Annotated in this window: 10 protein-coding genes and 1 pseudogene; 7 read left to right on the top strand and 4 right to left on the bottom strand. The window is 69.6% G+C overall.

Going from position 1 to position 13,290, the window contains the following annotated elements; genetic code table 11:
• Positions 1-33: 33 nt before the first annotated feature.
• Entirely contained in the window at positions 34-1,242 is a 1,209-nt protein-coding gene (locus tag RT309_RS09475; RefSeq protein WP_313356624.1) for an SDR family oxidoreductase, read from the bottom strand.
• 101 nt (positions 1,243-1,343) lie between these two features.
• On the opposite strand from RT309_RS09475, the gene RT309_RS09470 reads away from it, so the two are divergent.
• The 3 genes from RT309_RS09470 to RT309_RS09460 all read left to right on the top strand — a co-directional run bounded on the left by RT309_RS09470 (position 1,344) and on the right by RT309_RS09460 (position 3,144).
• Entirely contained in the window at positions 1,344-1,847 is a 504-nt protein-coding gene (locus RT309_RS09470) for an amino-acid N-acetyltransferase (protein ID WP_313356623.1), read from the top strand.
• A gap of 9 nt (positions 1,848-1,856) precedes the next feature.
• On the top strand, positions 1,857-2,498 hold the full coding sequence (locus tag RT309_RS09465; protein ID WP_313356622.1) for a hypothetical protein: 642 nt from the start codon (positions 1,857-1,859) through the stop codon (positions 2,496-2,498).
• A 235-nt stretch (positions 2,499-2,733) separates the two neighbouring features.
• Positions 2,734-3,144 (top strand): dehydrogenase, encoded by a 411-nt coding sequence (locus tag RT309_RS09460; RefSeq protein ID WP_313356621.1) that lies wholly within the window; start codon positions 2,734-2,736, stop codon positions 3,142-3,144.
• A gap of 7 nt (positions 3,145-3,151) precedes the next feature.
• Here the strand turns inward: RT309_RS09460 and radA are convergent, their stop codons facing one another.
• Entirely contained in the window at positions 3,152-4,519 is a 1,368-nt protein-coding gene (gene radA / locus RT309_RS09455; RefSeq protein ID WP_313356620.1) for a DNA repair protein RadA, read from the bottom strand.
• Positions 4,520-4,602: 83 nt separating this feature from the next.
• Positions 4,603-5,823 (bottom strand): MFS transporter, encoded by a 1,221-nt coding sequence (locus RT309_RS09450; protein WP_313356619.1) that lies wholly within the window; start codon positions 5,821-5,823, stop codon positions 4,603-4,605.
• A 190-nt stretch (positions 5,824-6,013) separates the two neighbouring features.
• On the opposite strand from RT309_RS09450, the gene RT309_RS09445 reads away from it, so the two are divergent.
• From RT309_RS09445 to narI, 4 genes are read left to right on the top strand one after another with little or no spacing between them, the layout of a single operon-like run.
• The gene (locus RT309_RS09445) at positions 6,014-9,736 is read left to right on the top strand and encodes a nitrate reductase subunit alpha (protein ID WP_313356618.1); all 3,723 of its coding nucleotides are present in this window, start codon (positions 6,014-6,016) and stop codon (positions 9,734-9,736) included.
• A 13-nt stretch (positions 9,737-9,749) separates the two neighbouring features.
• Positions 9,750-11,423: a nitrate reductase subunit beta gene (narH, locus tag RT309_RS09440; RefSeq protein WP_313356617.1), complete on the top strand. Its 1,674-nt coding sequence runs from the start codon at positions 9,750-9,752 to the stop codon at positions 11,421-11,423.
• Positions 11,420-12,109, top strand: coding sequence for a nitrate reductase molybdenum cofactor assembly chaperone (gene narJ / locus RT309_RS09435; protein ID WP_313356616.1), 690 nt, complete (start codon positions 11,420-11,422; stop codon positions 12,107-12,109). Before narH ends, narJ begins: the two co-directional genes overlap by 4 nt.
• A 2-nt stretch (positions 12,110-12,111) precedes the next feature.
• Positions 12,112-12,870 carry a respiratory nitrate reductase subunit gamma gene (narI, locus tag RT309_RS09430; protein WP_313356615.1) on the top strand — a complete coding sequence of 253 codons (759 nt, stop codon included), beginning with the start codon at positions 12,112-12,114 and terminating at the stop codon, positions 12,868-12,870.
• Positions 12,871-13,065: 195 nt separating this feature from the next.
• Here narI and RT309_RS09425 read toward each other — a convergent pair.
• Positions 13,066-13,290, bottom strand: a pseudogene (locus RT309_RS09425) (ABC transporter ATP-binding protein); the annotation flags it as partial.

Below are 13,290 nucleotides of genomic sequence, written 5' to 3'. Positions count from 1 at the left end.
CGGCATCCGCCCGCTCTTTCGCGTACAGCGGTGTCAGCGAGGGTCGTTCCACGACCAGATGTCATCGCCGCGCAGCGTGGCATCCGCCCCGCCGTCGTCGTAGATGACCTGACCGGCCAGGTGGGTGTTCTCGACCCCGGTCAGCCAGATCAGCAGGGACGCGATCGACTCCGGCGGCTGGTGGCTGTTCAGCGGCATCGGCACGGCGGCGTCGACCATCGCGCGCCCCTCGTCGGTGGCGAGCAGCTGCTCGGTCATCGGGGTGAGCACGGTGCCGGGGGCGACCGCGTTGAGCGGGATGCCCGCACCCGCCCACTCGGGCGAGATGGAGCGACGGCGCACCCAGCGCGACAGGGCGCGCTTCGACGCCGGGTACACCTGGTACGCCTCGGCCGGTCCCTTCGCGGTCAGCTGCTCGGCGATCGCGAGCGTCGCCGCCTCGTCGCCCGAGAGCGCCGCGTCGACCAGCTCGGGCGGGCTCGGCTGCAGCGACGCCATCGACGAGACCACGGCGGCGCGCGGTGCGTCGGAGCGCTCGAGAGCCGGACGCAGCGCCTCGAGCAGCTCGGTCACGCCGAAGTAGTTGACCGAGAGCGTCTTCGCGATGGGGGCCGAGATGCCTGCGCACGCGATCACCGCGTCGAGGGTTCCGCCGGCGAGGTCGATCGCGGCAGCGGCGGCCGACTGGCGGCCCTCCGCCGTGCTGAGATCGGCCTCGATGTCGGCGTCGCGCAGATCGATGCCGATCACCTGGGCGCCGCGGTCGCGCAGCAGCCGCGCGGTGGTCTCGCCGGTGACGCCCAGCCGCGCGACGAGGTCGGCGAGCTGTGCGGCCAGGGCGGTGGCGTCGGCGGTCGAGTGGTCGCGCAGCGCGTGTCGCATCATCCGGATGCCCTGCGCGAGCAGTCGCCGATGAGCGGCTGCGCCCTCGCCGGAGAGGCTGACGATGCTCGCCCGGCCGTCGCGCGGATCCGGTTCGCGGGTGATCATCCCGGCGCGCTCGAGGCGGGTCAGCTGCTTGCTGACGGTCGGCCGGCTGGTGTGCATCGCCTCGGCGAGATCGCCGGCGCGCAGCGGGCCGTGCAGGCCCAGGATGTACAGCGCCGAGACGTCCGCAGCATCGACGGTGACACCGGCGCTCTGCGCGACAGAGCGCTGCACGCTCGGCGACGACCAGCGCGCGACGAGAAGCGTGAGCGCCTCCAGCAGCACGTTCTCCGGGGAGGGTGCATCAGCGGGCATGTCCCCACTCTACATCTAGTTGCCTGAGGCAATCATCTGGACATCGCGACTCCCAGCGATCATGCGGATTCACCGCAGGGCGGTCGCTCTAGTGTGGAGCCGTGACAGACTTCCTCGTCCGCCCCGCCCGCAGCACAGACGTCATCGCCATCCACGCTCTGCTGGAACCGCTCGTCGACCAGCGCATCCTGCTCGGCAAGGACCTCGCCGTGCTCTACGGCGCCGTGCAGGAGTTCGTCGTCGCCGAGGTCGACGGCCGGCTGATCGGCTGCGGCGCCCTGCACGTCATGTGGGAGGACCTGGGCGAGGTGCGCACCCTGCTCGTGCGCGACGAGTGCTTGCGCCACGGCGTCGGCCGCGCGATCGTCACCGACCTCGAGCACCGCGCCCGCCAGCTCGGGCTCACCCGGCTGTTCTGCCTCACCTTCGAGACCGAGTTCTTCTCGCGCCGCGGATTCGAGCCGATCGGCGAGCAGGTGGTCGACGCCGACGTGTACTCGCAGCTCCTGCGCAGCGGCGACGCCGGCGTGGAGGAGTTCCTGGATCTCGCCCACGTCAAGCCGAACACGCTCGGCAACACGAGGATGATCAAGCACCTGAATTAGCCTGGACTCATGCCCCGCCAGTCCGCCGCCGTCTACCGTCGCCGCCGGCTCGCGGTGATGCTGCTCCTCGTTCTCGTGTTCGCCGCCGTCGGCGGCGGGGTGTGGCTCGCGATCGCGAAGCCGTGGTCGGCCGCCGCGCCGACCGACCGCACGCCCACTCCGGATGCCGGGACGCCGACTGCAGGCGACACTCCCAGCGCGTCGCCGGACGCGAGCCCCGAGCCCTCCGAGACTCCCGGCATCGCCGCGTGCACCGCGGAGGACGTCACGGTGAGCGCGGTCACCGACGCCGACACCTACCCGGCCGAGGCGCTGCCGCAGCTGTCGATCTCGCTGACGAACAAGGGTGCCGCCGACTGCACGCTGAACGTGGGCTCGAGCACGCAGGCTTTCACCGTGAGCAGCGGAGACGACGTGTGGTGGCGCTCGACCGACTGCCAGTCCGAGTCGAGTGACATGATCGTGACCCTCGAAGCCGGCTCGTCCGTGACCAGCGCGACGCCGGTCGTCTGGGATCGCACGCGCTCCTCGCCTGAGACCTGCGAGGAGCAGAATCGCCCTCGCGCTCCGGGCGGCGGAGCCTCGTATCGCGTCGCCGTATCCATCGGCGGCTTCAGCAGCGAGACGCCCGAGCAGATCATGCTGCGCTGAGCGAAACCACGTTTCGTAATCGAACGTGTTCTCACACCATGGCTGACACGAACGATATTTTGGGATACCATGGGTGCAAGGTTCTCAGTTCTGTCGCGACAAGCCATCCCCAGTGGTGTCGACCCCAGCGTCCCCAGCGCTTCGACAATCGCCGCGACCGAGAACCGGAGGGCCCTCTCGAGTTCCCCAGTCCCCAATGGAGGACTCGAGAGGGCCCCACTCTTAAGCTGGTGTCATGGCGAAGAAGAAGTCAGGCAGCAAGCGCCCCGCACCCGAGGACTTCCGCTCTGAGGCTCTGGCTCAGGCTCTCGAGAAGCAGGACATGGCGGCCGTCGCCCTGGCACTGCGCAACGGCAACACGGTCGTGCCGCTGATCAAACCCGGCGCCCGTGACAACCCGCTCGACAGCGGCGAGGTCTGGACGTACCGCGACGCCGACACCGGCGATGTCGCCCTGCTGCTGTTCAGCGATGCCAAGCACAAGCCGGCCAACCTGCCGCCCGGCGTCGGCATCTACTCGCCGACGTGGCTGAAGTCGTTCCTCACCACGCACCGCGACACCATCACCACGGTGTTCCTCGACATCGCCGGACCTCACCCCATGCAGGCGCCGCCCGCAGAGCTGCTCAAAGCGCTCGACGACTGAGCGCCGGTCAGAACGGCGGGATCGACGCCTCCGGTCGGCGGTCGGTCGCCCGCGAGCGGATGTCGGTCAACGCCGTGCGCAGCGTCTTCGACCGGTCGTCGACGACCTGCTGGTAGCCGAGTCGCGCGGCCTCGCCGCGGCGCTGCGTCGCCTGGGTGACCGGGCGGATCTCGCCTGCCAACGACAGCTCGCCCACGGCCGCCACCGTGCGCGGCACCGACCAGTGCCGGATCGACCCCGCCACGGCGACGGCGATGGCCAGATCAGCGGCGGGCTCGGTGAAGCGCACGCCACCCACCGTCGACACGTACACGTCGAGCTTCGACGTCGCGATTCCCGCGCGCCGCTCGAGGATCGCCAGCACCATCGCCACCCGCGACGCGTCCAGACCGTGCACCACACGACGCGGGTTCGGGGCGTTCGACTCGATCGTCAGCGCCTGCACCTCGACCGGCATCGCGCGCCGCCCCTCCAGCGCGATCGCCACGCACGTGCCGGGCTCGGCTGCGCCCTGCGAGAGGAACAGCCCGCTCGGATCGGGCACCTCGGCGATGCCCGCGCCGGTCATCTCGAAGCATCCGACCTCGTCGGTCGGGCCGAAGCGGTTCTTCAGCGCGCGGATGAACCGCAGCGCCGTCTGCCGGTCGCCCTCGAAGTGGCACACCACGTCGACCAGGTGCTCGAGCACCCGGGGGCCGGCCACCTGCCCGTCTTTGGTCACGTGCCCGACGATGATCACCGGCAGCCCGCGGTCTTTCGCGACCCTGATGAGGGTCGCCGCGACCTCGCGCACCTGGCTGGGCTGACCTGCGGCGCCGTCGATCAGGCCTGATGTCACCGTCTGCACCGAATCGACGATCACCAGATCGGGCTTCACCTCGTCGATGTGCCCGAGGATGGTGGCGAGGTCGGTCTCGCTGGCGAGGTACAGCTCGTCGTGCAGCGCATTCGTGCGCTCGGCGCGCAGCCGCACCTGGGCCGGAGACTCCTCGGCGCTCGCGTACAGCACGCGGCGGCCTGTGCGGACGGTGGATGCCGCCACCTCCAGCAGCAGAGTCGACTTGCCGACGCCCGGCTCACCGCTCAGCAGGATCGCCGCACCCGGCACGATGCCGCCACCCAGCACGCGGTCGAACTCGCCGACGCCGCTGCTGCGCCGCGGCGCGTCGGCGGTCGTGATCTCGGTGATCGGCCGCGCGGCCCGATTCGCGAGCGGCGCGACGGCCTCGGTCTGCCTCACCAGCCCCGTCTTGACGCCCTGCTCCTGCACGGTGCCCCACTGCTGGCACTCACCGCACCGGCCGACCCACTTCGCCGTCGTCCAGCCGCACTCCGAGCACACGAAAGCGGGAGGGGCGGGGCTGCGGGTGGCCATGCAGCAAGGGTATCCTCGGCATCCGACGTCCGCGTCTGAGCGCTTCGGCAGGCTCAGCGACCAGCGACCCAGCGGGGGCAGGCTCAGGCCGCCTTGCGTCCCACATCCCGCAGCATGCCGGCGACGACCAGCGCGAACGCCCCGACCAGCACCAGCAGCCACAGACCCAGGTGGTACGAGTTGGTCGACGCGTCGTAGGTCGCGCCCATCACGAGCGGCGGGAAGTAGCCGCCGAGGCCACCCGCAGCCGCGACCACGCCGCTGACCGCTCCCACCTTCTCCTTCGGTGTCGACGGGCCGATCCATGCGAACACGGCACCCATGCCCAGACCCATCGCCGACGCCATCAGGATGAACGTGACACCCGTGACGATGCCCTCGGGCGGCTGCTGACCCACGATGTAGGCCAGCGACACGATCCCGCCCAGCGAGATGAGCGAGATCACCTTCGGGCCGAACCGGTCGGCCAGCACGCCGCCGATCGGGCGGGCCACCACGGCCGCCGCGGCGAACAGCGCGGTGCGCATGCCGGCACCGAGCGCGTCGACCTCGTTGGGGTAGATCGTCGTGAGGTACTTGGGCAGGAAGTTCGAGAACGCGACGAATCCGCCGAACACGATGCCGTACAGGAACGCCATCTCCCAGGTCACCGGCAGCTTGAGCGCGCCGACCACTTTCGGCACGAGCTTCTCGTGGTTGGGCTGCCACTGCGGCGACTCCCGCATGAAGAACCACACCAGCACCGCCATCACGACCAGCGCTGCGGCGATCAGCAGGTGGGTGGGCAGATAGCCGATGTCCTGCGCGAGCCGAGGGGTGAACATCGCCGATACGGCGGTGCCGATCATGCCCATGCCGAACACGCCGGTGGCGAAACCGCGGCGTTCGGGCGGGAACCACGCCCCTGAGAAGGGCACCCCCGCCGCGAACAGGGTGCCGGCCACACCGAGGTAGAAGCCGGCGAGCATGAGCAGCGGGAAGCTGCGGATGCTGCCGGCGAGAGCCACCAGCAGCACGGCGGGCGCCGAGAGCAGCAGCACGACCGTGAACATCTTCCGCCCGCCGAAGCGATCGGTCATGGCTCCGACGACGATGCGGCCCAGAGCGCCGACCAGCACGGGCGTCGCCAGCATCAGCGAGATCTGGCCCTCGTCCAGGCCCATCTCGGTGGCGTAGGTCTTCTGCAGCGGCGAGATCGACATCCATGCCCAGAACGCGATGGTCGAGGCGAGGGTGGCGAGCAGCACCTGCGCGAGACCGCCGCGCAGCTCGGTCGAGGTCACCGGGGTGGTGGTCGCAGTCATCGGGCGCTCCCTTCGATACCGGTGACAGTACTGACCGCGCCGCGCGGGGGCCACCCCTTCGCCCGGTTATATCCGATGGGATCCGGATGCGGCATCCGCAGCGACACGAATAAAACCGGCGAACCCTTGAACGCCGATAGGTCTCCGGGCAGGATGCTGGGGTACCAGCCGTTCTCCGGAAGGAACAGAGATGACCCCCGGAACCAGTACACATCGCGACGCTGCGACCGACGGCCCGCTGGCCGACGCACTGCTGACGATGGGCCGCTTCGTGCGGCCGGGCGAGACGTCGGACGACCTGCGGGCGGTGTTCCTGCAGGGCGGCCGATCGGGAGATTCGTTCTACCGGGACCGCTGGTCGCACGACAAGGTGGTGCGCTCGACGCACGGCGTGAACTGCACCGGATCATGCTCGTGGAAGGTGTACGTCAAGGACGGCATCATCACCTGGGAGGCGCAGCAGACCGACTACCCCAGCGTCGGACCCGACTCGCCCGAGTACGAGCCGCGCGGCTGCCCTCGCGGCGCGGCGTTCAGCTGGTACACCTACTCACCGACCCGGGTGCGCTACCCGTACATTCGCGACACGCTCGCCCGCCTCTACCGTGAGGCCAAGGCACAGCATCCCGACCCCGTCGACGCCTGGGCGTCGATCGTCGACGACCCCGAGAAGGCCCGGTCGTACAAGCGGGTCCGCGGCAAGGGCGGCCTGGTGCGCACCACCTGGGACGAGGCGATGGAGATCGCCGCGGCGGCCCACGTGCATACCGTGAAGGTCCACGGGCCCGACCGCGTCGCCGGGTTCTCGCCCATCCCGGCGATGTCGATGGTGTCGCACGGCGCCGGATCCCGCTTCATGAACCTCATCGGCGGCACCATGCTGTCGTTCTACGACTGGTACGCCGACCTTCCCGTCGCGAGCCCCCAGGTGTTCGGCGACCAGACCGACGTGCCCGAGTCGGCCGACTGGTTCAACGCCGGCTACCTCATCATGTGGGGTTCGAACGTGCCGGTCACCCGCACTCCCGACGCGCACTTCATGGCCGAGGCACGCTACCGCGGCCAGAAGGTCATCACCGTCTCACCCGACTACACCGACAACACGAAGTTCGCCGACGAGTGGGTCGCCCCGCACCCCGGCACCGACGCCGCGCTGGCGCTGTCGATGGGGCACGTGATCCTGCGCGAGCACTTCGTCGAGAAGCGCACCGCGCGCTTCGAGGACTACATGCGCCGCTTCACCGACGCGCCGTTCCTCGTCGAGCTCGAGCAGCGCGACGGCGGCCTGGTGCCGGGCAAGTTCATCACCGCATCCGACCTCGACGGACCCGACGCCGCCCAGCCGCGAGCCGACTTCAAGCCGGTGCTGATGGATGCCGACGGTGCACCCGTCGTGCCGAACGGCTCGCTCGGGCACCGTTTCACCCCCGAAGACGAAGGGCGGTGGAACCTCGACCTCGGTGGCGTCGTGCCGCCGCTGTCGGTCGCCGACCTGGCCGACTGGACGGGCCAGGCCGCCGAGGTGCGCCTGCCCCGGTTCGACCTCGACCCAGAGCCCGGGCAGGAGCACGCCGGCGGATCGGGGGCGATCACCCGGGGCGTGCCGGTGCGCACGGTCGCGGGCAGGATCGTCACCACGGTGTTCGACCTGATGCTCGCCCAATACGGCGTCGGCCGCGACGGTCTGCCGGGGCAGTGGCCGGCCGGCTACGACGACGCGTCGAGCCCCGGAACCCCCGCCTGGCAGGAGGAGCACACCTCGGTGCCCGCGCCCCAGGCGATCCGCATCGCGCGGGAGTTCGCCGACAACGCCGACCGCTCGGGCGGGCGCTCGATGATCCTGATGGGGGCGGGCACCAACCACTGGTTCCACTCCGACACGATCTACCGCACCTTCCTCGCCCTGACGACGATGACCGGATGCCAGGGCGTGAACGGCGGCGGATGGGCGCACTACGTCGGGCAGGAGAAAGTGCGCCCGATCACCGGGTACCAGCAGTACGCGGCCGCCGCCGACTGGGGCCGCCCGCCCCGGCACACGATCGGCACGGCCTTCTTCTACCTCGCCACCGACCAATGGCGCTACGACGGGCTGCCGGCCGACCAGCTGGCATCCCCGCTGGGCCTCGGCAGGTTCGAGGGCCGCACCACCGCCGACTGCCTGGTCGAATCGGTGCAGCGCGGCTGGATGCCCAGCTACCCGACCTTCGACCGCAACCCGCTCGACCTCGCCGATGAGGCCGAGGCGCTCGGCAAGGATCCCGCCCAGCACGTCGTCGACAGCCTCGACGACGGCTCGCTGCGCTTCGCGGTGGAGGATCCGGACGCCCCCGAGAACTTCCCTCGGGTGATGAACATCTGGCGCGCGAACGTGCTCGGCTCGTCGGGCAAGGGCAATGAGTACTTCCTGAAGCACCTGCTGGGCACCGATGCGGCGGTGCGGGCATCCGAAGCCGACCCCGGCTCCCGGCCCATGTCGATGACCTGGCACGATGAGGCGCCGGAGGGCAAGCTCGACCTGCTGATGACCGCCGACTTCCGCATGACCAGCACCACGCTGTTCAGCGACATCGTGCTGCCGGCGGCGACCTGGTACGAGAAGCACGACCTGTCGTCGACCGACATGCATCCCTTCATCCACGCGTTCAACCCGGCCATCGCGCCGCCCTGGCAGACGAAGACCGACTTCGACACGTTCCGCATCCTGGCCGAGAAGTTCAGCGAGATGGCTCGCACCCACCTCGGCGTGCGCCGCGACGTCGTCGCGACGCCGCTGCAGCACGACACCCCCGACGTGATGGCCACCCCGCACGGACGCGTGCAGGATCTGCCGCGCGTACCCGGGGTCACGATGCCGAAGCTGACCGTCGTCGAGCGCGACTATCCGAACCTCGCCGAGCGGTGGAAGTCACTCGGCCCGCTGACCGCGAAGCTCGGGCTCACCACCAAGGGCATCACCTATCGCGCAGAGCCCGAGATCGAGCGCCTCAAGCGACTCAACGGCACCGTCACCACCGGCCCGTACGCGGGCAGCGTGCGCCTCGACACCGACAAGCGAGCCTGCGAGATGATCCTCGCGATGTCGGGAACGAGCAACGGGCGCCTCGCGGTGCAGGGTTTCGAGAAGCTCGAGAAGCACACCGGGCAGAAGATGACCTTCCTCGCCGATGAGCACGAGGGCACGCACCTGAGCTTCCAGGACGTCTCGGTGCAGCCGCGCAGCGTGATCACGTCGCCGGAGTGGTCGGGGTCGGAGCACGGCGGGCGCCGGTACACGGCCTTCGCGATCAACGTCGAGCACCTCAAACCCTGGCACACCCTCACCGGTCGCCAGCACTTCTACCTCGACCACGACTGGATGGACGAGCTGGGCGAGACGCTGCCGATCTACCGGCCGCCGCTCGACATGCACCGGCTGTTCGGCGACGCGGTGCCGGGCACCAGCTCGGCGACCGAAGTGCACGTGCGGTACCTGACGCCGCACTCGAAGTGGTCGATCCACTCCGAGTACCAGGACAACCTGTTCATGCTCTCGCTCTCGCGGGGCGGCCCGACGATCTGGATGAGCCCGAAGGACGCCGAGAAGATCGGCGTGCGCGACAACGACTGGATCGAGTCGTACAACCGCAACGGCGTCGTCGTCGCCCGCGCGAACGTGTCGCACCGGATGCCGGAGGGCACGGTGTACATGTATCACGCGAAGGACCGCACGGTCGACGTGCCGCTGAGCGAGATGAGCGGCCAGCGCGGCGGCATCCACAACTCCCTCACCCGCATCCTGCTCAAGCCCAGCCATCTGATCGGCGGGTACGCGCAGCTGGCCTGGGCGTTCAACTACCTCGGACCCACCGGAAACCAGCGCGACGAGGTCACCACGATCCGCCGTCGCAACCAAACGGTGCAATACCGATGAAGGGTGCAGCATCATGAGAGTAATGGCCCAGATGTCGATGGTGATGAACCTCGACAAGTGCATCGGATGTCACACCTGCTCGGTGACCTGCAAGCAGGCGTGGACGAACCGCACCGGCGTGGAGTACGTCTGGTTCAACAACGTCGAGACCCGGCCGGGCGTCGGCTACCCGCGCGGCTACGAGGACCAGGACAAGTGGCAGGGCGGCTGGGTGCGCGACAAGCGCGGCCGGCTGCGGCTGCGTGCGGGAGGGCGTCTGGCGAAGCTGGCGCGCATCTTCTCGAACCCGAAGCTGCCCGAGATCGACGACTACTACGAGCCGTGGACCTACGACTACGACATGCTCGTGAACGCGCCCAGCGGCGAGCACACCCCGGTGGCGCGGCCGAAGAGCCTGATCACCGGCAAGGACATGAAGGTCTCGTGGTCGGCCAACTGGGACGACGACCTCGGCGGATCGATCGAGACGATGCAGGACGACCCGATCCTGCAGAAGATGAGCGAGGAGGTGAAGGCCGAGTTCGAGAAGGCCTTCATGTTCTACCTGCCGCGCATCTGCGAGCACTGCCTGAACCCGTCGTGTGTGGCCTCGTGCCCGTCGGGTGCGATGTACAAGCGCGCCGAGGACGGCATCGTGCTCGTCGATCAGGACGCCTGCCGCGGCTGGCGGATGTGCGTCTCGGGATGCCCGTACAAGAAGGTCTACTTCAACCACAAGACGGGCAAGGCCGAGAAGTGCACCATGTGCTATCCGCGCATCGAGGTCGGCCTGCCGACCGTGTGCTCGGAGACCTGTGTGGGCCGGCTGCGCTACCTGGGCCTGGTGCTCTACGACGCCGATCGCGTCGCCGAGGCCGCGGCTGTGGAAGACGAGCACGAGCTGCTCGCCGCGCAGCGGTCGGTGCTGCTCGACCCGCACGACCCCGCGGTGATCGAGGCCGCGCGGCGGGAGGGCATCCCCGAGGACTGGATCGAGGCGGCTCAGCGCAGCCCCGTCTGGCGCCTCATCAACGATTACGAGGTGGCGCTGCCGCTGCATCCCGAGTACCGCACGATGCCGATGGTCTGGTACATCCCGCCGCTCTCGCCGGTCGTCGACGTCGTCACCGGCTCGGGCAACGACGGCGAGGATGCCAGGACGCTGTTCGCCGCGATCGACAAGCTGCGCATCCCGATCGGGTACCTCGCCGAGCTGTTCACCGCGGGTGACATCGCGCCGGTGGACGCCTCGCTGCGCAAGCTCGCCGCCATGCGCTCGTACATGCGCGGCGTGAGCATCGACGATGAGCGCGACGAGCGGATCGCGAACGCGGTCGGCATGACCGGCGCGGAGATCGAGGAGATGTACCGGCTGCTAGCGATCGCGAAGTACGAGGAGCGCTACGTCATCCCCGCCGCGCACTCCGAGCGCGCGCACGAGCTGGAGGAGATGGCCTGCTCGCTCGACTACGACGGCGGGCCAGGCATGGGCGGCGCCGGCGGTCCGTTCGGCGCGGCCAGCGGCACATCCGTGCCGGTCGCGGTGGAGAACTTCCACGCGCTCGCCGACCGGCAGACGGCCGACCGGCCGTCCAGCCCCGGGCGCGTCAACCTGCTCAACTGGGACGGCAACGGCCGACCGAACGGACTGTTCCCACCGTCCGAGCGCGCCGAACCGCGCCACTACGACGACGAGGAAGCACCGTGAGCACCGTCCTCCCCCCGCGCGTCACCCCGCGTCGGCGGCTGCCGGATGCCCTGGCCCCGGCATCCCTCACCGGAGCGCAGCGCCAGACCGTGCACATGCTGGCATCCCTCCTGCTGGACTATCCCGACACGACCTGGTTCGAGCGGCTCGACGTGTTCGAGGCGCACGCCGCCACGCTGCCGGCGGTCGTCGCCGAACCGCTGCGGCGGTTCCTGGCCCAGGCGCACGAGGCCGGCGCGTCCGACTGGCAGCAGCGCTACGTGACCACCTTCGACCTCAAGCGCAAGTGCTCGCTGTACCTCAGCTACTACGCGACCGGCGACACCCGCCGGCGCGGCACCGCGCTGGTGACCTTCCTCGACGCGTACCGCGCTGCGGGGTGGGAGTTCGACGCGGCGGAACTGCCCGACTACCTTCCCGCCGTGCTGGAGTTCTCGGCACGGTCGCAGTCCGACGTCGCCGACGCCGTGCTCGCCGCGCACCGCGAGGGCATCGAGGTGCTGCGTGCGGCGCTCGAGGGCATGGACAGCCCGTGGGCCGACGTCGTGCGGGCGATCACGCTGTCGCTGCCGAAGGTCGACCAGCGCACCAGAGAACGCGTGCTCGCGCTCGTCAACGAGGGGCCGCCGACCGAGACCGTCGGGTTGAGCCTGCCCATGCCCGCCTTCCGCCGAACCGGGGAGTGATCATGACCACCATGCCGTTCCTGCTCTGGGTGGCGCTGCCGTACGTGTGCGCGGCCGTGTTCATCCTGGGGCACATCTGGCGCTACCGGTACGACAAGTTCGGCTGGACGACGCGGTCGTCCCAGAGCTACGAGAACCGGATGCTGCGCTGGGGATCGCCGATGTTCCACCTCGGCATCCTCATGGTCATCGCCGGCCATGTGGTCGGCCTGCTCATCCCGCGCGAATGGCTGTACGCCATCGGGATCAGCGAGGAGATCTACCACATCGGCGCGACCGTGCTCGGATCGTTCGCCGCCGTGCTGACTCTCGCCGGACTCGCCATCCTCGTCTTCCGCCGGCGCACGGTGCCCGCGGTGTTCCTCGCGACGACCGTGATGGACAAGGTGATGTTCGTGTTCCTCGGCGCGACGCTGGCGTTCGGCACCCTGGCGACCTTCGTGTACCAGGTGTTCGGATCGGGGTTCCACTACCGCGAGACGATCTCGCCGTGGATGCGCGAGCTGATGATCTTCCGCCCCCGGCCGGAGCTCATGCTCGAGGTGCCGCTGCTGTTCCAGCTGCACGTGATCACCGCCTGCCTGCTGTTCGCCCTGTGGCCGTTCACCCGGCTCGTGCACGTGTTCTCGGCGCCGGTCGGCTACCTGTTCCGGCCGTACATCGTGTACCGCTCGCGTGACGACCACCGCGGGTCGCAGTCGCCGAAGCGGGGTTGGGATCCGGTGTCGACGCCCGACCCGGCGCGGCTGCGGCGTCCTTGAGGGTGGGGGGCGGGCGCCGGGCGTCGGGACGTTCATGGAGGTGGGGGCCGGGCGCAGGGACGTTCCCTTCGTTCGCAGAGTGGGGCCCCTCCGCTTCGCTCCTCCCCAATGCTCACTCCGGGAACCTCCCTGCGCCCTCCCTGGTGTGCAGCCGCTCGCGGCGTGGGGCTGTAAGAGAGAGAAGAAAGGTGATGCTCACCGCGCGGAGGCGGCTACCGCCTGGGTGAAGGGGGTGTCCGGGGTGGCCAGCACTTCGTGGAGGGGGCCCTCCTGGGTGATGCGGCCGTGCTCGAGGATGAGCAGGCGGTCGGCGAGAGCGTGGGCGTCGGCGACCGTGTGCGAGACGACGATCGTCGTGGTGCCATGCAGCTGCTCGCGCACGACCTCGCGCAGCTGCGCGGCGGCCAGCACGTCGAGTGA

It is taken from the genome of Microbacterium sp. (assembly GCF_032084865.1).
Classification (GTDB): domain Bacteria; phylum Actinomycetota; class Actinomycetes; order Actinomycetales; family Microbacteriaceae; genus Microbacterium.
This window is presented reverse-complemented; position numbering and strand designations above follow the sequence as displayed.